Source organism: Runella sp. R5_40 (genome assembly GCF_057652295.1).
Map to the genome: position 1 here is coordinate 13,045 of NZ_JBYFCH010000014.1, position 20,993 is coordinate 34,037.

Genomic DNA, 20,993 nt, shown 5'->3' on the forward strand with positions numbered 1-20,993 from the left:
GCCCAGCGGAAAGTATGTTTTTGAGTAAATAAATCTCCTTTAATTATGGAAGAATTAATCTTGAAATACAATCTCTTAGATACATTCGGTCAACAAGAGCTAATGGATTTTTTAGAGTTTTTAGTACAGAAAAAACAAAAAAAAATGTCTGTAGATGCCTCTACTTACAAACAACAATTATTACAGGTTTCGACTTGGTCTGAGGATGATTTGGCAGAATTACAGGCCTATCCAAGTAAATTTAACTTTGAAGGTTCTGAATGGTAATGCTTGACACCTCTATCTTTATTGAGTACTTACGTGCTTCAAACAAAACACGTACTGCATTGTACAAATTAGCAGACACTCCTTTATCACTGTCATCTGTGACCTATTATGAACTTTTAATGGGTGCTACCAATGATTTAAAAAAACGAGATGTCTATCTACTAACTCAGCAGCTAACCATTTTGCCTTTCAACGATGCAGTAGCCGAAAAAGCCTCAGAAATTTTTCATGCTCTTAAACAAGAGAATAAGCTAATTGAATTTAGAGATATTTTTATTGCAGCCACTGCAATCACTCACAAAACACCTCTTAAAACACTTAATGTGAAGCATTTTAAGAGAATTAAAGAATTGATACTAGTATAAAAATGCAACAACCACCAATCCAAGAAATACTAAAATCGCGAATCCTTGTGCTTGACGGCGCGATGGGTTCAATGATTCAGCGTTATAAATTGACAGATGCTGATTACCGTGGCGATCGTTTCAAAGATTTCCCACACGAGGTCAAAGGCAACAACGATTTGTTGTCGTTGACCCGCCCCGACGTTATCAGCGAAATCCACGAGGCCTACCTCGAAGCAGGTGCCGACATCATCGAAACCAATACCTTCAGTGGGACCACCATCGCTATGGCCGACTACCACATGGAAGACTTAGTGTATGAGCTAAATTACGAATCGGCACGTTTGGCACGGGAAGCTTGTGATAAATACACCGCCATGAACCCCGATAAGCCGCGTTTTGTGGCAGGTTCTATTGGCCCCACCAACCGTACGGCCTCACTCTCGCCCGACGTCAATGACCCAGGGTATCGCGCCGTTACGTTCGATGAGCTAGTGGATGCCTACTACGAACAAGCTCAAGCCCTTGCCGACGGTGGTTCTGACATTTTTTTGGTCGAAACCATCTTTGATACACTCAATGCCAAAGCAGCACTGTATGCCATTGATTTGTATTTTTCGGACGTTAAAAAAGGGAGCGTTCGACCCATTCCAGGAAGCTTTCAACCTACTACTTTAAACCGTAAATCTGAAATGCCTATCATGGTGTCAGGTACGATTACGGATGCTTCGGGAAGAACTTTGTCGGGACAAACGACGGAAGCTTTTTTGACGTCGGTTTCGCACATGCCTTTGCTTTCGATTGGCCTCAACTGTGCGTTAGGAGCCGATTTGATGCGCCCTTACGTGCAAACCTTGGCCAACCAAGCGCCATTTTTTACTTCGGCTCACCCCAACGCAGGTTTGCCTAATGAAATGGGTGAATACGACCAATCTCCCGATGAAATGGCCGACATCGTTGAAGGCTTCTTGAAGGATAATTTTATTAATATCATCGGAGGATGCTGCGGAACAACACCACCGCACATCAAGGCCATTGCCGAAGTGGCCGCCAAATACGGGCCTCGTGATTTACCCGAAAACGACCATATTCAGAAACTTTCGGGACTTGAGCCCCTCAAAATCACGAAAGAAACCAATTTCGTCAACATCGGCGAGCGTTGTAACGTAACAGGCTCTAAGAAATTTGCTCGTTTGGTTCGTGAAAGCAAATACGACGAAGCCATCTCGGTAGCTCGCGAGCAGGTAGAAACGGGCGCTCAAGTCCTCGACATCAACATGGACGAAGGGATGATTGACGGCGTGCAAGCCATGACACGCTTCTGTAACTTGCTTATGGCCGAGCCAGATATTGCCCGCGTTCCTTTTATGGTGGATTCCTCGAAATGGGAAGTGATTGAGGCTGGTTTGAAATGTTTGCAAGGAAAAGCCATTGTGAACTCTATTTCGTTGAAAGAAGGCGAAGAGAAGTTTATCGAACAGGCCGAAAAAGTAAAACGCTACGGGGCATCGGTGGTAGTAATGGCCTTTGATGAAGTAGGCCAAGCCGATAATTACGAACGTCGTGTCGAAATCTGTGAACGTGCGTATTGGATTTTAGTCAATAAAGTAGGTTTCTCTCCACAAGACATCATTTTCGACCCGAACATCCTTACGGTGGGTACGGGTATCGAAGAACATAATAATTATGCCGTTGATTTTATCAACGCAACCCGTTGGATTAAAGAACACTTACCGTACGCCAAAGTGAGCGGTGGGGTTTCCAACGTTTCGTTTTCGTTCCGTGGCAATGAGCCCGTGCGTGAAGCCATTCACACTGTTTTCTTGTACCACGCCATCAAGGCTGGAATGGACATGGGGATTGTGAACGCAGGTCAGTTGGGGGTTTATGACGACCTGCCCAAAGACATGTTGGAGCATTGCGAAGACCTCATTCTCAATCGTCGCCCTGACGCAACGGAGCGGATGTTGGCTTTTGCCGAAACCGTAAAATCGAAAGGAAAAGAAATAGTTGTTGACAATGCTTGGCGCGACCAACCTGTTTCAAAACGTTTGGAACACGCTCTTATCAAAGGACTTACCGAATACATCGACACCGACGTGGAAGAAGCGCGTCAGCAATCAAGCCGCCCACTAGATGTGATTGAAGGGCCGTTGATGGACGGCATGAACGTCGTTGGAGATTTGTTTGGGGCAGGCAAAATGTTCTTGCCACAGGTGGTAAAATCGGCACGGGTAATGAAAAAAGCCGTGGCGTATTTGACCCCTTACATCGAAGCTGATAAAGCAGGTGGTGGTGCTGCGGCTGGAAAAATTTTGATGGCAACAGTAAAAGGCGACGTTCACGACATTGGAAAAAACATCGTAGGCGTAGTACTTGGCTGTAACAACTACGAAATCATCGACCTTGGGGTGATGGTTCCGACCGATAAAATTTTAGCAGCGGCCAAAGAAAATAACGTTGACATCATCGGGCTTTCGGGCTTGATAACTCCTTCCTTAGACGAAATGGTGGGGGTTGCCAAAGAAATGGAGCGCCAAGGCTTTACCATGCCTTTGTTGATTGGGGGAGCAACGACCTCACGCATTCACACGGCGGTAAAAATTGACCCGCACTATTCGGGGCCTGTTATTCACGTATTGGATGCGAGTCGCGCGGTGCCAGTGGCTGGAAAGTTGACGCAAAACGAACAAACCTACGCCGACACGTTGGCCGACATCAAGAAAGAATACGCCAAACTTCGCGAAGACCACGCAAAACGTCAACAAGCAAAAGAAGCCTTATCGATTGCCGCCGCAAGAGCCAATAAAACCAACATTGATTGGGCAGGATTTGAGCCAGTGAAACCCAAGTTTTTGGGAAATAAGTACTTCTACGATTATCCATTGGAGGAAATCGCGAAGTACATCGACTGGACACCGTTTTTCCAAACGTGGCAATTACACGGAAAATATCCAAAGATATTTGACGATGCGACGATAGGGGCAGAAGCAAAAAAATTGTACGATGATGCCAATGCCATGTTAGCCAATATCATCAAAAATAAATCCCTCAAAGCCAACGCCGTCATTGGTTTTTACCCTGCCAATTCGGTGGAAGATGACATTGTGCTTACGCAGCCAACTGCTTCTCGCAAGGGAAGTGTAGCGGCTCCTGACGAGCGCATGGGAAAATGGCCATCGTTGTTACAACAAAACGAAACGGTACGATTGCATAATTTACGTCAGCAAAATCAAAAGGCTGCCAATCTACCAAATCTCTGCCTAAGCGATTTCATCGCCCCCATTGAGGGAACAGGGGCAGACTACATCGGGGCTTTTGCCGTAACGACGGGTATTGGAATTGAGGCATTGTTGGAAAAATACGAAGCCGACCACGACGACTACAACAGCATCATGCTCAAGGCCGTAGCCGACCGCTTGGCCGAAGCCTTTACGGAATTGATGCACGAACGCGTTCGCAAAGAATACTGGGGGTATGCCCAAAACGAAACGTTCAGCAACGAAGAATTGATTGCCGAAAAATACCAGGGGATTCGGCCAGCACCAGGGTATCCTGCTTGCCCCGACCATACCGAAAAGCGCACCATGTTTGAGTTGTTGGATGCCGAAGCCCAAGTAGGAATTCAACTGACGGAAAGTTTTGCCATGTACCCTGCGAGTTCAGTCAGTGGTTGGTATTTTGCCCACCCCGACAGTAAATATTTTGCCCTCGGAAAAATCGCCAAAGACCAAGTGGAAGATTACGCCGTTCGCAAAGGAATGCCACTCGAAGAAGTAGAAAAATGGCTTTCGCCTGTTTTAAATTACGATTAGTTTATGAGTCGGGGTGCTTCCACCCCGACTTTTTTATTTACCTATTTAAGTCTTCCTTTTTCTATGATTGCAGTCATTCAGCGCGTTACCGAAGCATCCGTCACCATCGAAGGGCAAGTCAAAGGCCAAATTGGCTTAGGTTTCATGATTTTGTTGGGAATCACCCATGCCGATACCCAAGAGGACATTGATTGGTTGTCGAAGAAAATTGTGGGAATGCGCATTTTTGGAGACGAAGAAGGAAAAATGAACCTTGACATCAAAACCGTTGGCGGTAACATTCTGCTTATCAGCCAATTTACCCTTCACGCCAGCACAAAAAAAGGGAATCGCCCTTCGTTCATTGATGCCGCTCGCCCTGATGTGGCCATTCCATTGTACGAAAAAATGATTGAACAGCTTTCACAGGAATTAGGCCAACCAATTCAAACGGGCGAATTTGGTGCCGATATGAAAGTCGCCCTCCTCAACGATGGACCTGTCACTATCTTAATTGATTCCAAAAATCGGGTATAACCTTACCAATAAGTATATTTACGTCCTTCCTGTGTTTTGAGCTAAGCAATCCTTTTTACCCAAATGCGAGGTCGGTCGGTTTTAGTATGTTTAACGTTGTGGTGCATGGCATTGAAACTACTTCATGCCCATGAGCCCGCTCGCGTTGCTGATTGCACTACCCCTCCCACCCTTTTTGTATCAAAAGTAAAGCGCCCATCAGTTGCCAGTTCTACAACCGTTTGTCAAGACAGTTTAGTCCAGCTTAACGCTCGAAACTACCCACCTGGCAGTACATTTACGTGGCAAAAAGGAGGCGTTGATGTACCCAATGCTGCTGATTCTGTTTTGGTAGTTCGTGGCAATCAATCGGGCACTTACCATTGTATTGTTCGCTCTCCACTTTGCTCCCTTCCCATCGTTTCCGCCCCTTTAGTCATAACGACCAATGCCAAACCGTTGGTCAGCATTTCGGCAGGGAACCCGATTGGCGTCCCGTGCAAGGAAGGAACGATAAAATTAACCAGTAACTCAAGCGGAAACGGCCCGTTAAAATATCAGTGGTACTTTGAAAATCAGCTCATTCCTAGTGCAACAAGCAACGTTTTTGATGCCATTGAGACGGGAGTTTATACCCTTAAAGTCGTTGATGGTTTCGATTGCGCTAACGTGTCTGGAGCACTGACGGTCATTACCTACACACCTCCCAAGGCCGACTTGAGCACGTCCCGCGCTGGGTTTTGTAAAGGTGAAAAAGTAACACTCAAAGCCACCCAAGGACGCACCTACCTGTACCGTTGGCTACGCGACGGCCAAGAAATCAACGGCATCAAAGATTCCATTTCGGTCACGCAAACTGGTACATACACCGTCAAAATCACGTCTCCCAACGGATGTACCACGGAGTCGAACCAAATTTCGGTGGTCCAATACGGCGACCCTGTGGTTTCCATTACCTCTCCTGGAAATCAAATTTGTCCAGGTGGAACCCTAGTACTGAAAGCCCAAGGAAAAGACTTGAAAACTTTTGAGTGGAAAAAAGAAGGAAAAACCGCTCAAAGTGGTGCCAAAAGTGACTTTATGGTGACCCAAGCGGGAAGTTACACCGTTACAGTCAAAGATACCAACCGTTGCTTTTCAACCTCAAAACCCATTGACATTGTACTAGTTACCAAAATAGAAACCACTCTAGCTCCCATTCCTAGTTTTTGTGGAACAACCTCGGCTCCTTTTCGTCTAACGGGAACCCCAACGGGAGGAAGTTTTTCGGGAAAAGGCGTAATGGGAGATGTGTTTGACCCTCAATTGGCGGGTTTGGGACAACATACAGTTAGTTACTCCGTCAAAGGAAGTGTAGAATGTATGAATGGAGAAAGCCGCCAAGATGTGCTCGTTTCCCCTTCCCCTCAGCTCGATTTAGGCCCCGACAAGGACATTATCAAAGGTGGTAGTATCGCATTAAATGCTGACCTAGGCCCCGACTATCGTTACCAATGGTCTCCTACCACGGGCGTTAGTGACATCGCAAGTCCTACCCCAACATTGTCCCCCTCACAATCGACAAAGTACATTGTCAAAGCCATTGGCCCTTCTCGGTGCGTTGCAACTGATAGCATTTATATTACCGTTTTTACTCCACTTTATATCCCTGATGTGTTCAGTCCTAACCAAGACGGCGTCAATGATACGTGGGAAATCAAGGGCTTGGAAGACTATCCCGACGCTCAAATCAGTGTATATAATCGCTGGGGAGAACTTATTTATCACCGTCACCAAGTTTCATTGGCCTCCTTTGATGGAAACTGGAATGGCAATCCCCTTCCAATAGGAGTTTATACTTATCACATCTTGACCGAACCCAAAGGACAAGTCTATCGAGGTTTTGTGAATTTACTTCGTTGATTGCTTTCGTACATTACGTATCAGGTTGAACGCATTAAAAAAAGTAGCCTCAGCGAGGCTAAATCTTAGTAGAAAAAAGAGGTAAAGGACATCCAAAAGCCCCATCGGGTGACATCTTTCACCGAACGTCGGCCGCCCAGATAGGGATTTGGGCATTTTTCTACTAAGGTGTAGCTCCTCTGGAGCAATCAATAGCCATTCTACATTTTAATGCGTTCAACCTGATTACGTATTAACTTCTAGGTATTTTTTCGTTTTTTTTAGTACGTTTTCCTATTTTAGCGCTCCCTTACCCTACTATAGAGTATATTTTAAAGGAATGTCGTTTGGTTCAAGATTCATTCGCAGCTACTTTCTTTCGCTTTTTTTGCAAGCGATTATCCCCTTTTTCTTTTGCCTTGTTTATGGACAACAGTCGCCTACCTCCATCCAAAAAAAGCGAGTTGATGAACTTTATGTCCTTTTCCAAAAGAAAATCTTAACAGCTCACCTTGCTATACCCTCCTGCCCTCCCTCCCATTTAAGCCATTCAGAAGCACTTGATTACGTACTAAATCACTCTTCCTTTGAAAGTTTGTACAAAAATGGGAGAATAAAATGCGCAGGAGAAATACTCTCAACCGCCCGTCCAGCCACCAATTCTGCTTCGTATTCTTCTTGGTTAGCTTCCCTTACCAAATTCTTACAGATTACCCAACAGCAAGATTCTGCATCGAAATGTTTGGCACTTTTAGAACGTTCTCTCTCAGCTCATTCTCCTTTAATCGGCACACTGGCATTGTTCAAAACCGCTCAGTTTCGACGCCAAATTCAGTTTGAAAAAGCCTTGCAAACAGCCAACGAAGCCTTACAATCCGCTCGTGCTACCAAGGATAAAGGATTAACCGCCGCACTATTGAATGAAATTGGCAATACCTCCAGAGATATTTACCGCCAAGAACCCGATAAGTATTTGCCTATTTTTAAAGAAGCCCTCGACATCGCTCAATCCCTCAACGACTCTTCGCTGATTAGCGATACCTACGAAAACCTTGTTTATACCTATTTTATGGACAATTCGATGGACATTGAACATGCCCTCGAAAACCTAGAGCTGGCTTTAGCTACTTTCCCTAGCCAGACTACCCTTTTTGCACGGTATCGTTTTACCAATACCGTCGTTGCGTTTTTAAGTTATTTATCGGGAGAAAACAAAAAAGTCATCGCTCTCTTTAAGCATGTCGTGCTTCTTTCTCGTCATCTTCAACGGCCTACCGACACCCGCGCAACGTTTCAATATATTGCCGACCAATACATCAACATAAAAAATTTCAAATTGGCCTCGATGTACTTAGATTCGGCCCAACGATACGATTCACCCGAATGGGAAAAAGACTATTTCTACGAAAACCGAGCACAAGTAGCCAAAGCATTAGGCGATTTTCAGGGAGCCAATGATTACTACAAAAAAGCGTTAGAAGAAAAAGAAAGGGTGTATTTACGGCGCAATAACCAAACCATGACGCAATGGGAGACCCAATTCCGCACCCGCGAAACGGCTTTACAACTAGCACAAGAAAAGCGGCAACAATGGTTTTTGTGGGGAATTGTAGGCTTGGTAACCCTTCTTTTCTTTTTAGCAACGTATTCTTTTTGGCGTAACCGAAAACAACTTCAGCAGTTGGCCCAACAACATGAAATCATTGAACGCCAGAGTCAGGAGCTTCGCCAACTCGACGAGGCGAAAACCCGCTTTTTTTCCAACATCACCCACGAATTTCGTACGCCGCTGACCCTCATTATCAGTCCGCTCGAAACCCTTTTGAAGCAACAACCCAAACAACCTCTTTTAGGAATGATTCATGCCAATGCTTCTCGGTTGTTGGCCTTAATTAATCAGCTCCTTGATTTATCAAAAATCGATGCGGGTGCCTTACAGCCCTCATTAACCAAAGAAAACTTGGTACTTTTTCTTCGCCGCCAAGCTGAGCCTTTTGAAGCATTGGCCGACGAACGAGGCATTGAATTACGTGTTCCAAAAAAAGTTTTGGAAATGCCATTGGGGTACATCGATACCGACAAACTCAGTAAAATCATCACCAACTTATTAAGCAATGCCCTGAAATTCACACCTCAAGGTGGGGAAGTACAGTACCACTGGGACATCAACGATACGCTGCTTTCTATCACCTTATCGGATTCAGGAATTGGCATTCCTCCTGAAAAGTTGAGCACTATCTTCGACCGCTTTTACCAAGTCGATTCCTCATCGCGACGGATGTATGAAGGTTCGGGCATTGGCTTGTCTTTGGTGAAAGAACTTGTAGGAGTACTAAAAGGGGAAATTACGGTAGAAAGTAGGCTCAGCTCAGGCACAACTTTTCTCTTACGTTTTCCCATCGATGCACACACATGGGGAATCGTTGAAACCGAAAACATGCTGGAAAAGCAGCCCGAAGTCGTTCCTGCTTTGGTCGAAACAGCTACTTCTGTTTTGGTGGACGAAATTACTACCCCCACTTCGGTCGTGCTTATCGTAGAAGACAATCCCGATTTGCGGACATACATCGCCAGTTTGTTTGACAATAAATGTCAGGTACTTACGGCCGTAGATGGGCAAGAGGGATTAGAAAAAGCGATGGAAGCCATTCCTGATTTGATTATTTCTGACTGGATGATGCCTAATATGGACGGAATCAACCTTTGTCAGCACCTCAAAAAAGACGCCCGAACTAGCCACATTCCCGTTGTTTTGCTGACGGCTAAAACGGCGATTGAAAGTCGATTAACAGGTTTTGAAGGAGGAGCCGACGACTATATTGTGAAGCCCTTTCACGCAACTGAGTTACAGTTGAAAGTCAAAAACTGGCTGGCTAGACAAGAAAAATTAAAGAAACATTACACGGAGTTGCTCCAAAAACCCGTGCTCGTCCCGCCCACCCCTGAGTTGGAAGGAGCCTTTATGGAACGGTTGTTTGGAGTCATTGATAATCACCTTTCTGACACCACATTCAGCGTGGACTCACTGGCCGACGCCTTGCAATTAAATCGGCGAACACTGCAACGAAAAGTAAATAGCTTGACAAATCTTTCTCCCAACGAGCTAATCCGCAATCATCGTTTACGGCGGGCTTTGACATTGTTAAAGCAAGGAGAATCGATTGCCGATGCGGCCTTTAAAGTCGGTTTCGAAACCCCCTCCTATTTTACCAAATGTTTTAAAGAAACCTTTGGTATCAAGCCTTCGGAGCTAGATGTTTCATCGCTTTGAAACTACGTAAACAATTTCTTTATATTTTCTTCGGAATACCCGCCCGTTGAAGTCATTCCTTTTCCCCCAATCCCCGTAATGATTTGGATGTGGTCGTCGATCTGACGTTCATAGATTTCCTCAGTGGTTTGACTGTAAAAACCTGCCCAAGTTGTACGAATTTTGTCCACCTCAAAAGTAACAATTCGCTCAGCTTCACTGATAATCAAGCCATTAATATAGTCAGTAGTATGAAAACCCAAATCATCTACGTGTTGTGCATCTGCGTACTCGTGCGAGTCGCCTATCACCACTGAACCGTCTTCGGCTTGTTTGAATAACACGTGAATCCCCCACTTTTTGAGATCGGAATAATGCTCAGGAGTAACCATCGACGCATACGAAGGCATTTGTTGGAAGGATTCATAACGGCGGATGGTCAAGCCCGTCAGGATATTTCCCTTCATTGATAAAGTAGGGAAAGGTATCGTCTGCATCATTTGTAATTTGCTAACAATCAAACCGCTGTTGGCAAACAATTCGGGATACAACATTCGGAACTCATGTCCATTGCAAATCAGTACTTTTTCAGCCTCAAATTCTTGTCGATTGGCCAAACGTACCGTGGCTTTTCCGTTGGCGCTTTGGCAATCAACCACCGTCGCATTGTTAAGAAAAGTAATGCCGATTTGTTCCTTACAATACCCCAACAATCGCTGCATCAAAACGGGTGAATCAACGCTCAGCTCTTGCGGAAAAAAGAGGCCTCCTACGACGTAGCTAGGTCGCAAGTATGGATAAATTTCAAGGCACTTTTGGCGGCTTAATAACTCGCAGGTGTAGCCTATTTTTTGGTAATAATCGTACAGTTCATTGGCCAACTGCCATTCGTCGTCGTCAGACGCCACATAGACAGAACCATTGTTACGAACGGTCAAATCTACCTTCGATTGCAACGTTTGGTATAATTCTAGGCTGCGTTGCCCATAATTAAACCACCGTCCCGACAGCCCCGAAGGCACCACTTGCCCAAAGTTTCGGACAGTAGCTCCAACGGGAAAATTATCTTTTTCAAGCAATAAGACCGACTTGTTTTGGCGAGCTGCGTGATAGGCATGAAATGTGCCCATGATACCACTTCCCACCACAATAAGGTCAAAATGTTTTTGCATTAGTTTTTTACTTTAATTTCTTCCAAAACCTGAATAATTTCATCAATCGAACCCAACAACGCGTCGTGTGGGTGACCAATCAATTGTTCGGTGGTATGTGTTCCGTTGGTAACGCCAAGGTTAAGATACACACCTGCTGCTTTGCCTGAGCCTAAGTCTGAAGGGGTATCACCTGCGTTGATGACGCGCTTCACATCCGTGACTCCCAAAAGGCGCATGGCTTTATAAATCATGTCGGGAGCAGGACGCCCCTGCGGTACTTCATCGCTCGAAATCGACGCTTGAATGACGGTCGATTCATTGCCAACACGCTGTTCATCAAGACCTTCCAACCAGCCCAGTTTCCCTAAAATAATGTCGGTTACTTCCCGATAGAAACCCGTTGTAAGGGCCACTTTAATGCCATTCTTTTTAAGGTAACCAAACAACTCCAAACACCCAACTGTAGGATAAACAGGCTGTGTGCGATAATGTTTTTCCAACACCTCTTTAAAAACCGCATACGATTCATCTACCCTACTCTCGACATCGGGGTGAGTTTCACCCAATTGTTTTCTCCAAAATAACTGAAAAACAAAACGTTTAGCAAGCCCCTGAACGGCTAATATTTCCTCGTCGGTTGCTACAATTCCAGTTTGCCGTGCAGCTTTGGCAAAACAGGCTTCTACTTCGTGCTGGTCGGTTACGGTTGTACCAGCCATGTCCAAAATGACTAATTCTATTTGATGTACACTCATTCGATTACGTGGTAGCTTAGTTGAAATAACAAAGGTATAATATTACTATACAAAGTTAACAATTGACTTTGTTATTGTTTAGTTAAATTTAACAAAAAAGAGTTTTTCCAAGAAAGAAAAAAAGTAAATTAACAGCCCTAAAAAACTACGATACACTGTCTTTCAATTTATTACACAAGACAAATACTTCTTTTACCTAATTACACCTGGGCTTAAAAGTTTAACTCTTGTAAAAATCTTAATACATACTTCATCTTACATTAATCATGAGGTAACATCCACATTTTTACTTTGTGGCCTGAAATACACAAACTCTTCTTCATTCTTACAATTAACCATTCTGTACTTATGTTACAAGCTCTACCCCCAATTTTAGGGAAGAAAATCTGGGTGCTATGTTGTTTAGCGCTTTGTTTTTGCACCACGGTGTTTGCACAAGATATGACGGTGCAAGGAAAAATTATCGACGTCGAAAATAACACCCCGCTACCTGGCGTCAGCATCGTTATTAAAGGGACAAATAAAGGCACAAATACTGACGCCCAAGGCAAATACCGTTTGAGTGTCCCTGCCAATGCCTCTCTGGTTTTTTCGTTTGTGGGTTATACTCCTCAAGAAGTTTCGGTGGGCAATCGTACCGTCATTGACCTCTCTATGGCGCAAGATTTTCGTCAACTGAATGAAATTGTTGTAACTGCGCTTGGTATCAAAAAAGATGTTCGTCGCACGGGGGTTTCTATTCAAGGAATCGACGCGAGCCAAACCATCAAAGCCCGTGAACCCAATGCAGTTCAGGGATTGGTTGGCAAGGTAGCGGGTTTAACGATTGGAATGAGCGCCGAAATGCTCCGTCGTCCACAAGTAATACTTCGTGGTAATACGGACATTTTGTACGTAGTAGATGGTGTACCTATCAACTCCGACACTTGGAACATCAGCCCCGACGACATCGAAAGCTACTCCGTATTGAAAGGAGCTTCGGCATCGGCTTTGTATGGTTTCCGTGGCAAAAACGGCGCTATTTTGATTACAACCAAGCGTGGCTCAAAAGATAAACGTGGATTTGCGGTTGATTTTAACTCCTCAACCATGTTTGACAACGGATTTAACGCCATTCCAAAAGTACAAGACCAGTATGGCCCTGGCGACCACGGTGTTTATGAGTTTGTGGATGGTCGTGGGGGCGGTAAAAACGACGGAGATTATGACGTCTGGGGACCAAAATTTGAAGGTCAACTCATTTCGCAATATGATAGCCCTATTGACCCTGCAACTGGTAAGCACATTCCTACTCCGTGGATCGCTCGCGGAACAGATAACTTAAAGAGGTATTTAGAAACGGGCGTTTTGTCCACCAATAACATCGCGGTTTCGGCCTCAGGTGACAAATACAACGCCCGCTTTTCGTTGTCGAATACCTATCAAAAAGGAATCGTTCCAAACACCCGCCTCAACAGTTCTACCTTCAATACTTCGTTTGATTATAAGTTTAGCAATAAACTTTCTTTTGAGTCAAACTTGCAATATAACCGTCAACAATCACCCAACTTCCCTGACGTAAACTATGGACCTAACTCCATGATTTACAACATCATCATTTGGGCAGGTGCCGATTGGAACATCGACGACATGCGCAATTATTGGCAGCCTGGCAAAGAGGGTGTACAACAAATTTACGCCGAATATCAGCGTTATAACAACCCTTACTTTATGGCGTATGAGTGGCTACGGGGACACAATAAAACCGACATTGTGGGTCAAGTGGCGATGAAATACCAAATCGCCAACGGCATCGAAGCCATGCTGCGTACCCAAGTATCGTCGTGGAATACCCTTCGTACCGAAAAATTCCCGTTTTCGATGGGCACGTACGGACGCGACGAACGCCGTGGCGACTACCGCGAAGACCAGCGCAATTTGTTTGACAACAACACGGAATTGTTGGTGAAAATTGACAAAAAAATTGGCACTAATTTTTCGGTCAATGGTTTTGTAGGTGGAAATATCCGTACGTTCAACTTCAACTATAATTTCACTACCACTGATTACCTCAACGTACCAGGTGTTTACAGTTTTGCCAACTCAGCCAACCCTGTCAAACTCAGCAATTTCCGTTCGGCTATGGGGGTAAATTCGGCCTACTACTCGGCAGACTTCTCCTTCAAAAACTTGCTAACAGTCTCTACTACAGGCCGTATGGATCAGTTATCAACGCTTCCTAAAGGGAACAACACGTTCTTTTACCCTTCGGTAGCTGCGAGTTTTGTCGTTTCTGATTTGGTTCAAAATTTAGGCCCCATTTCGTTTCTAAAATTACGTGGGTCGTATGCCAACGTAAAAGATGGTTTAACCTCTTCATCGTTCTCAGGCATTGGTTTGGGCTACGGCGATTCCTACACCTCTTCGTACGATGGCCCCACTTACCAAAACTCCGCCGTTTACAGTACGCCATTGACCTACAACAACCAACCTGCGGCCTTTTTTACAAACACGCTCAACAATGCCCAAATTAAGCCCAACTCTACTTCTCAGACTGAGTTTGGAGCTGACATTCGTTTCTTAAACAACCGCCTCAGCTTTGATGCTGCCTATTTTATCTCAAACGATGGGCCTCGTATCTTTAACTTGCCTCTTTCTACGACAACGGGGTATTCGGCGGCTTTGGTTAACGGTATCAAGACTCAGAAAAAAGGGGTTGAACTTTCAATAACTGGTACGCCCATTAAAAATCTCAATGGATTAAATTGGGAAATTTTGGCCAACTGGTCCACCTTCAAGGAGCGTTTGACTGAGATTTACCCTGGTGTTGACCGTTTGAATCAATTCTTGAAAGTAGGTGACCGTACTGATGCGTACTACGACCAAACGTTTATCCGTACGCAAGATGGCCAATTGATCAATGACGCGGGAGGGCGCCCAATCATCAACCCAGTTAGTCAATTCCTCGGCTATCTAAATCCAGACTGGGTGTGGGGCTTAAACAACCGCTTCAATTACAAAAACTGGAATTTCAGCTTCCAATTTGACGGACGTGTAGGTGGTGTCATTGCCAATTACATTCAGCGTCAGACCTTCCGTGGAGGTCGTCACATTGCTACTGTGGAGGGCGCTATGGGTGAGGCTCGTTTCCAAGATTACAAAGGTGTAAAATCATACGTTGGCGAAGGTGTGGTAGTTTCCAATAATGTAGCTATCAAATACGATGTTGATGGTAACATTACTAATTATGGCGAGCTTCAGTTTACTCCAAATACCACGAAGCAGTTCCTCCAAGACTACATCAGCCGACGGTATAGCCCCAACGGTGGCAACCTAATGGATCGTTCATTTGCCAAACTTCGCGAAGTCGTTATTGGGTACAATTTGCCAGCCAATTTGCTCCAAAAGACGTTCTTCAAACAAGCAAGCATCTCGTTTGTTGGTCGTAACTTACTGTATTTTGCCGAGAAAAAAGACATTGATCTCGACCAGTTTGCCAACGGCTCACAAGGCAGTTCTGACCTTCAAACACCGACCATGCGTCGTTATGGAGTAAACATCAATTTAACATTCTAAAACAAGGCTCCAAACCCCCAATGGGGGATTCACATAAAATTTTATACCGATGAAAAATATTTTTAGACTTCTGTTATTATTCCCACTTTGGGGATTAGGGGGGTGCCAAGATTTTACTACTCTCGAAAAAGACCCTAACCGCCCTGTGAACGCACCTGCTTCGTTGGTTTTCAATGGGGTTTTGAACGACATGTACAATGTTGTAAACGGTGGAAGTGCTTGGGGAGACAAAGCCCGTTGGAACCAGTATTATTGCTCAAACTACAATTATTACGCGACCAACGAATATTCTTGGACGACCACCGACCTCTACTATTTTACGATCAAAAACGTATTAAAGATGGAAGAAGAAGCCAAAAGAGCAGGATTACCTGAACAAAACCCTTACAGTGCTTTGGGCAAATTTTTTCGGGCTTATTTCTTCGAAAATATGACAAAGCGCGTAGGCGATATTCCCATGACGGAAGCCCTCAAAGGGTTGGAATCACCTACACCTAAATACGACACTCAAAAAGCGGTGTACGTTCAGGTTTTGAAGTGGTTAGACAGCTCCAACGAGGAGTTAGCCGCCCTTATCGCCAAAGGAGATCGCAATTTATCGGGCGATATTTACTTAGGCAATGACCTCGTCAAATGGCAAAAAGCGGTTAATTCGTTCAAAATGAGGGTACTGATAAGTCTTAGTAGCAAAGATGCTGACGGTGAGTTGCAGGTAAAACAACGTTTTGGCGAAATGATTAGCAACCCTACTAAATTCCCAGTACAAGCAAGCATGAGCGATAACCTTCAATATACTTTTAATAACTTCAACAAATACCCCCGAAACCCATCCAATTTTGGTTTCAATGCCACGCGTGAGAACATGGCCAAGACGTACATTGATTTGCTCGTAACCCGTAAAGACCCGCGCGTTTTTGTCGTTGCTGAACCTGCCGAAGCCAAAATCAATGCAGGTTTGAAAGCCACTGATTACGAAGCATACGTAGGTGCCTCTTCGGGAGAAGATTTGGCCGATATGAGTACCAAAGTGCTCAAAGGTGAATATTCTTTCCAAAAACGTGCTCGGTATTACTCCAACGACGTTGGCGAGGCACTTTTCCTTATTGGTTATCCAGAATTGTGTTTTAACATTGCCGAAGGTATTAATCGTGGTTGGGCTACAGGTGATGCTGTTTCATGGTACAAAAAAGGGATTGAAGCATCCATGAGCCACTATGGTATCGCTGATGCAGCGACGCTAACCACTTACCTCGACGGTACGCTGGTAAAATACGCTGGCAACAATCAAACAGGTTTAAGTCAAATTGTCACTCAAAAGTACATCGCTTTCTTCCAAAATTCAGGATTAGAGCCATTTTACAACCAACGCCGTACGGGCATTCCTACTTTTCTGACAGGTGTAGGCACTGGCAACAGTGGTCGTATTCCGAAACGCTGGCAGTACCCAGCCACCGAACGTACCACCAACGTAACTAACTATAATTCTGCTCTTTCCTCACAGTTCACTGGTAAAGATGACGTGAACGACTTGATGTGGTTACTAAAATAAATGTTTTACTCATAGGCTAAGTGAACACTAAAGCGGGAGGTATTCTTCCCGCTTTACTCTTTTAAAATTATCCATAAATTCATGAAACGCAGTGATTTTATTAAAACAATAGGACTGAGCAGTCAAGCCCTGATGGCATTTTATTGCCTTGGGGTAAGTAGCTGTATCACTAGCCCTTTAGAAGCCCAATCAAACGATTTTCCGCCCGAAATCGAAGGATTAACGGGTAATGCCGAACTGGGTAACGGTAGAGTAAATTTCAGTTTAGACCTCACTTTATCACTTTACAACGCCTTGCGCGTGCCGGGTGGCTTTATACGGGTTGGCAGTGTACTTTTGGGTCGCCAGCAGCTATGCCCATTCGGCTTTATAACGTTGAACTCACCAAGGATAAAACACGACTGTTGGTATCAGAATAAAATTCATTAATAGCTTATGTTAAAGAAAAATGTTTTGAAAAACTTGGTTAAAAAATCGCTATTTTTTTATCACTTAATTTTAAAAAAGCATAAACTCTATTTCATACTAGGGTAACGTTTGCTCCTGTACTTTACACCGTAATTAAAATCAATAAAGTAAAGTACATGAAAATTACAAAATCTACTCTTGCAGCTTTTACTTCAGCGGCTCTCATGACGAGTTGTGTGAATGACCACGTAACTTCGCCTCCTACTGACGTCGTGTTGAAAAACCACTCGGTCAACCCTTCGCTCATTAAATCTCTTGCAGGTTTTGAGAATTTGGAAATCACTACGTTGATTTCTTCTGACGATAAACTTGAACAATCGCCTGACTTCGTATTTGGTGGACAGCCCGACGGCGCAGGTATCATCAAAAATCCTGCTGGTGATGGCTTTATCATGCTCAACAACCACGAGTTTAACCGTTCGGTATCGCGGGTTTATTTGGATAAAACTTTCAAACCAGTAAAAGGCGAATACATCGTTGATTATGACGGTGGTACTTGGCGTTTGTGTTCGGCTACATTGGCAACCCCCGAAGAGCACGGCTTTGGCCCCGTGTTTTTGACAGCAGGTGAAAGCGGTGCTGAGTCAATGGTACATGCGATTAATCCAACTGGGGCTGCGGACAAGAAGAACAAAGACCGTGTATTGCCTGCTTTGGGAAAAGCTTCAATGGAAAACGCCGTTCCACTTCCCAAAACTGCTTACAGCGGCAAAACTATCATCATCATTGGCGAAGACGATGGTGCTGGTCAGTTATTAGCTTATGTTTCAAACACGGTAGGCGATTTGCAAAACGGAAAACTTTATTTCTTGCGCCGTACGGATCAAAATGCGGTAGAAACCGACATGAAGCGTGGCACTTCTTATGACGTGGAGTTTGTGGAAGTAGATGATGCCAAAACACAAACTGGCGCGCAAATCGCAGCACAGTCGGTAACCAAAAAAGCCATTCAGTTTACACGTGTAGAAGATATTGACTATGGCAAAGGTTCTGCAGCGGCTGGTCGTGAAATTTACTTTACGGCAACTGGTCAAGCCAATAACCGCAAAGATCCAATTCCTGGCAAAACCATGTGGGGCCGTGTGTATCAGCTTTCGATGAATGCCAACGACCCATTGAAAGGCAAATTGCAGCTTATTGTAGATGGTGATGAAACTCCAAGCCTTTCGATTGTAAACCCAGACAACATTTGCGTAACACAAAACTTTGTTTACATCCAAGAAGATGGTGACTCGTTTTATTTGGACACCAAGCACGATGGCCGCATTTGGCAGTATAACATTGCTACTAAAGTACTCAAGCCAATGCTCGAAATGAACCACCGCCGTACTGAAACTACCTTCAATGACAAATACAACACTGTCAAGAGCGATTTATTGAGTTCTTGGGAATATGGCGCCATGTATGATGTTTCGGATTTGACGGGTATTCCTAACACCTTTGCTATTAATATTCACCCTCACACTTGGCGTGATGTCAAATATGCAGGTGTTGATGGCTCGACGTCCACAAAAACTACAGATTTGACCAGCTCTTTTACCGAGGGTGGTCAGGTAGTAATTGTACGCGGTATCCAGAAATAATAGTTGTTTTATCAAAAGCCTGTCAATTTTTTAAAAGTTGGCAGGCTTTTATTTTTTCCACCAATACCATGAACAAGTACTTTTTATTGCTGAGCACCTGTCTTTTTGCGGCAGTATTGATTGTAACCTGCCGCCCTCAAACAAGCCCTATTGAAGAATCCAAAACACAGTTCATCAAAGATCTAGATTCGCTTGAACACCTCGTCAATGGAGAATTGACCCAACTTGCCCAGCATAGCAACGACCAAGATTCGTTACAGAAATCCTTTCTAAAAAGCAGACTTCAATACAAAAAAATAGAGCATTTAACTGAGTATTTCTTTCCCACCACAAGTCGTTTGGTAAACGGCCCGCCGCTGCCAGAATACGAACTCGAAGAGAACAAATCATTTGAACCTGGTGGCTTACAAGTTATTGAGGAACATCTGTTTCCGTTTGACTCCACAAACCGAGCGGAACTGCTGCGTGAAATAAAAAAACTTCAACCCGAGCTCCGCCGCTACCGCGAGCTTTGGGAAGCTACCGAATTTACGGAAACACACCTATTTGATGCGATACGCTTACAACTTTTTAGAAACATTTCGCTTGGAATTTCTGGCTTTGATACACCACTTTGTAAAACCGCTACCCCAGAACTAGCCGTAAGTTTGGAAGCACTACAACAATACGCCAACCTGTTCAAAGGTTCTAAATCTGACGCTATCAATGAGTTGTTTAGAGAAGCCATCGCTTTTGCAAACCAGAACAACGACTTTGACACGTTCGACCGTCTTACCTTCATCACCAAATATGCCAACCCACTCACTACCCAGCTACTCGCCCAACAGAAAGAGCTACGAATCATGCCTTTCACGGAGTTGAGGGCTTTGCGGGGCGATGTCGCTACTTTATTTGACAAAAATGCGTTTGACCCCAACTACTACACAGGCAATGCCGATTTGTTTGTAAGTGATGCCAAAGTAGCACTTGGGAAAACACTTTTTTATGATACCCAACTTTCGGCTAAAAACAATCGTAGTTGTGCCACTTGCCACCAGCCACAAAAAGCATTTACGGATGGGTTACCCAAAAGTCTTAAATTGGGCGGTGGGCACATCGAACGCAACGCTCCTACAATTTTATATGCAGCGCTCCAACAGCGCCAGTTTCATGACCAGCGTGCCAATAGCCTTGAAGTCCAAACCCAAGATGTAATTCAAAACCGCGATGAGATGCACGGCTCTCTACCAGAGGCTTGCAATATTCTTCAAAAAGATGCGAAGTACATGGCCCTTTTTCGAAGTGCGTTTCCTGACTTAAAGCAAATAGAACCCAAGCACGTCATGAATGCCCTGGCCAGTTATGAGCGTAGTTTGATACCTTTCAATAGTCGTTTTGACCAGTATATGCGTGGCAAAGAAACTATGCTCACCGACTCCGAAAAGCGTGGCTTTAATCTTTTTATGGGCAAGGCCAAATGTGGCATTTGCCATTTTATGCCACTCTTCAACGGTACCGTTCCACCTTCATTCGCCAAAAGCGAGTCGGAAGTGATTGGGGTAATGACCGCTCCAAGGTCTCGTATAATTGACCCTGATTTAGGAAAAGGATTCAATTATCCCACCCTGCCCGACCTAAAATATGCGTTTAAAACACCCACAGTGCGTAACATTGCCCTTACTGCGCCTTATATGCACAACGGAGCTTACAAAACGCTTGAAGAAGTAATTGATTTTTACGACCACGGAGGTGCGGCAGGATTGGGTCTTGATTTGCCCAACCAAACCCTACCGTCTGGCAAACTCAACCTCAGTAAAGAGGAAAAAGCCGATATGATAGCATTTTTGAAAGCTCTTACTGATATTAGGGCCAATTCTTTTTAAAATGACAGTCCATAT

Annotated in this window: 13 protein-coding genes; 11 read left to right on the plus strand and 2 right to left on the minus strand. The window is 44.4% G+C overall.

Annotation, left to right across the window (positions count from 1 at the left end):
• Nucleotides 1–45 precede the first annotated feature (45 nt).
• From AC23N5_RS20725 to AC23N5_RS20750, 6 genes are all read left to right on the plus strand, one after another.
• Nucleotides 46–267, plus strand: coding sequence for a hypothetical protein (locus AC23N5_RS20725; RefSeq protein WP_183979450.1), 222 nt, complete (start codon nucleotides 46–48; stop codon nucleotides 265–267).
• Nucleotides 261–632, plus strand: coding sequence for a type II toxin-antitoxin system VapC family toxin (locus AC23N5_RS20730; protein ID WP_487757079.1), 372 nt, complete (start codon nucleotides 261–263; stop codon nucleotides 630–632). The genes AC23N5_RS20725 and AC23N5_RS20730 overlap by 7 nt, the downstream gene beginning before the upstream one ends.
• 2 nt (nucleotides 633–634) lie before the next feature.
• Complete coding sequence (gene metH / locus AC23N5_RS20735) at nucleotides 635–4,426, plus strand: methionine synthase (RefSeq protein WP_487757080.1); 3,792 nt, start codon at nucleotides 635–637, stop codon at nucleotides 4,424–4,426.
• A 63-nt stretch (nucleotides 4,427–4,489) separates the two neighbouring features.
• Nucleotides 4,490–4,942, plus strand: a complete 453-nt coding sequence (gene dtd / locus AC23N5_RS20740; protein WP_487757081.1) for a D-aminoacyl-tRNA deacylase — start codon at nucleotides 4,490–4,492, stop codon at nucleotides 4,940–4,942.
• Between the two features lie 105 nt (nucleotides 4,943–5,047).
• Nucleotides 5,048–6,823 carry a T9SS type B sorting domain-containing protein gene (locus AC23N5_RS20745; protein ID WP_487757082.1) on the plus strand — a complete coding sequence of 592 codons (1,776 nt, stop codon included), beginning with the start codon at nucleotides 5,048–5,050 and terminating at the stop codon, nucleotides 6,821–6,823.
• Between the two features lie 367 nt (nucleotides 6,824–7,190).
• On the plus strand, nucleotides 7,191–10,073 hold the full coding sequence (locus AC23N5_RS20750) for an ATP-binding protein (RefSeq protein WP_487757083.1): 2,883 nt from the start codon (nucleotides 7,191–7,193) through the stop codon (nucleotides 10,071–10,073).
• Nucleotides 10,074–10,075: 2 nt separating this feature from the next.
• On the opposite strand, the gene AC23N5_RS20755 is transcribed toward AC23N5_RS20750, so the two are convergent.
• Nucleotides 10,076–11,224 (minus strand): TIGR03364 family FAD-dependent oxidoreductase, encoded by a 1,149-nt coding sequence (locus tag AC23N5_RS20755; protein WP_487757084.1) that lies wholly within the window; start codon nucleotides 11,222–11,224, stop codon nucleotides 10,076–10,078.
• Nucleotides 11,224–11,961, minus strand: coding sequence for an HAD family hydrolase (locus AC23N5_RS20760; RefSeq protein WP_487757085.1), 738 nt, complete (start codon nucleotides 11,959–11,961; stop codon nucleotides 11,224–11,226). Before AC23N5_RS20760 ends, AC23N5_RS20755 begins: the two co-directional genes overlap by 1 nt.
• Nucleotides 11,962–12,309: 348 nt before the next feature.
• Here AC23N5_RS20760 and AC23N5_RS20765 point away from each other — a divergent pair, with 348 nt between their 5' ends.
• From AC23N5_RS20765 to AC23N5_RS20785, 5 genes are all read left to right on the plus strand, one after another.
• On the plus strand, nucleotides 12,310–15,516 hold the full coding sequence (locus AC23N5_RS20765) for a SusC/RagA family TonB-linked outer membrane protein (protein WP_487757086.1): 3,207 nt from the start codon (nucleotides 12,310–12,312) through the stop codon (nucleotides 15,514–15,516).
• A 49-nt stretch (nucleotides 15,517–15,565) separates the two neighbouring features.
• A complete protein-coding gene (locus AC23N5_RS20770) occupies nucleotides 15,566–17,065 on the plus strand; it encodes a SusD/RagB family nutrient-binding outer membrane lipoprotein (protein WP_487757087.1) in 1,500 nt (499 codons plus the stop codon).
• Nucleotides 17,066–17,146: 81 nt separating this feature from the next.
• Nucleotides 17,147–17,494 (plus strand): hypothetical protein, encoded by a 348-nt coding sequence (locus AC23N5_RS20775; protein ID WP_487757088.1) that lies wholly within the window; start codon nucleotides 17,147–17,149, stop codon nucleotides 17,492–17,494.
• Between the two features lie 155 nt (nucleotides 17,495–17,649).
• The gene (locus AC23N5_RS20780) at nucleotides 17,650–19,116 is read left to right on the plus strand and encodes a PhoX family protein (RefSeq protein ID WP_487757089.1); all 1,467 of its coding nucleotides are present in this window, start codon (nucleotides 17,650–17,652) and stop codon (nucleotides 19,114–19,116) included.
• 68 nt (nucleotides 19,117–19,184) lie between these two features.
• A complete protein-coding gene (locus AC23N5_RS20785; RefSeq protein ID WP_487757090.1) occupies nucleotides 19,185–20,978 on the plus strand; it encodes a cytochrome-c peroxidase in 1,794 nt (597 codons plus the stop codon).
• Nucleotides 20,979–20,993: the final 15 nt, after the last annotated feature.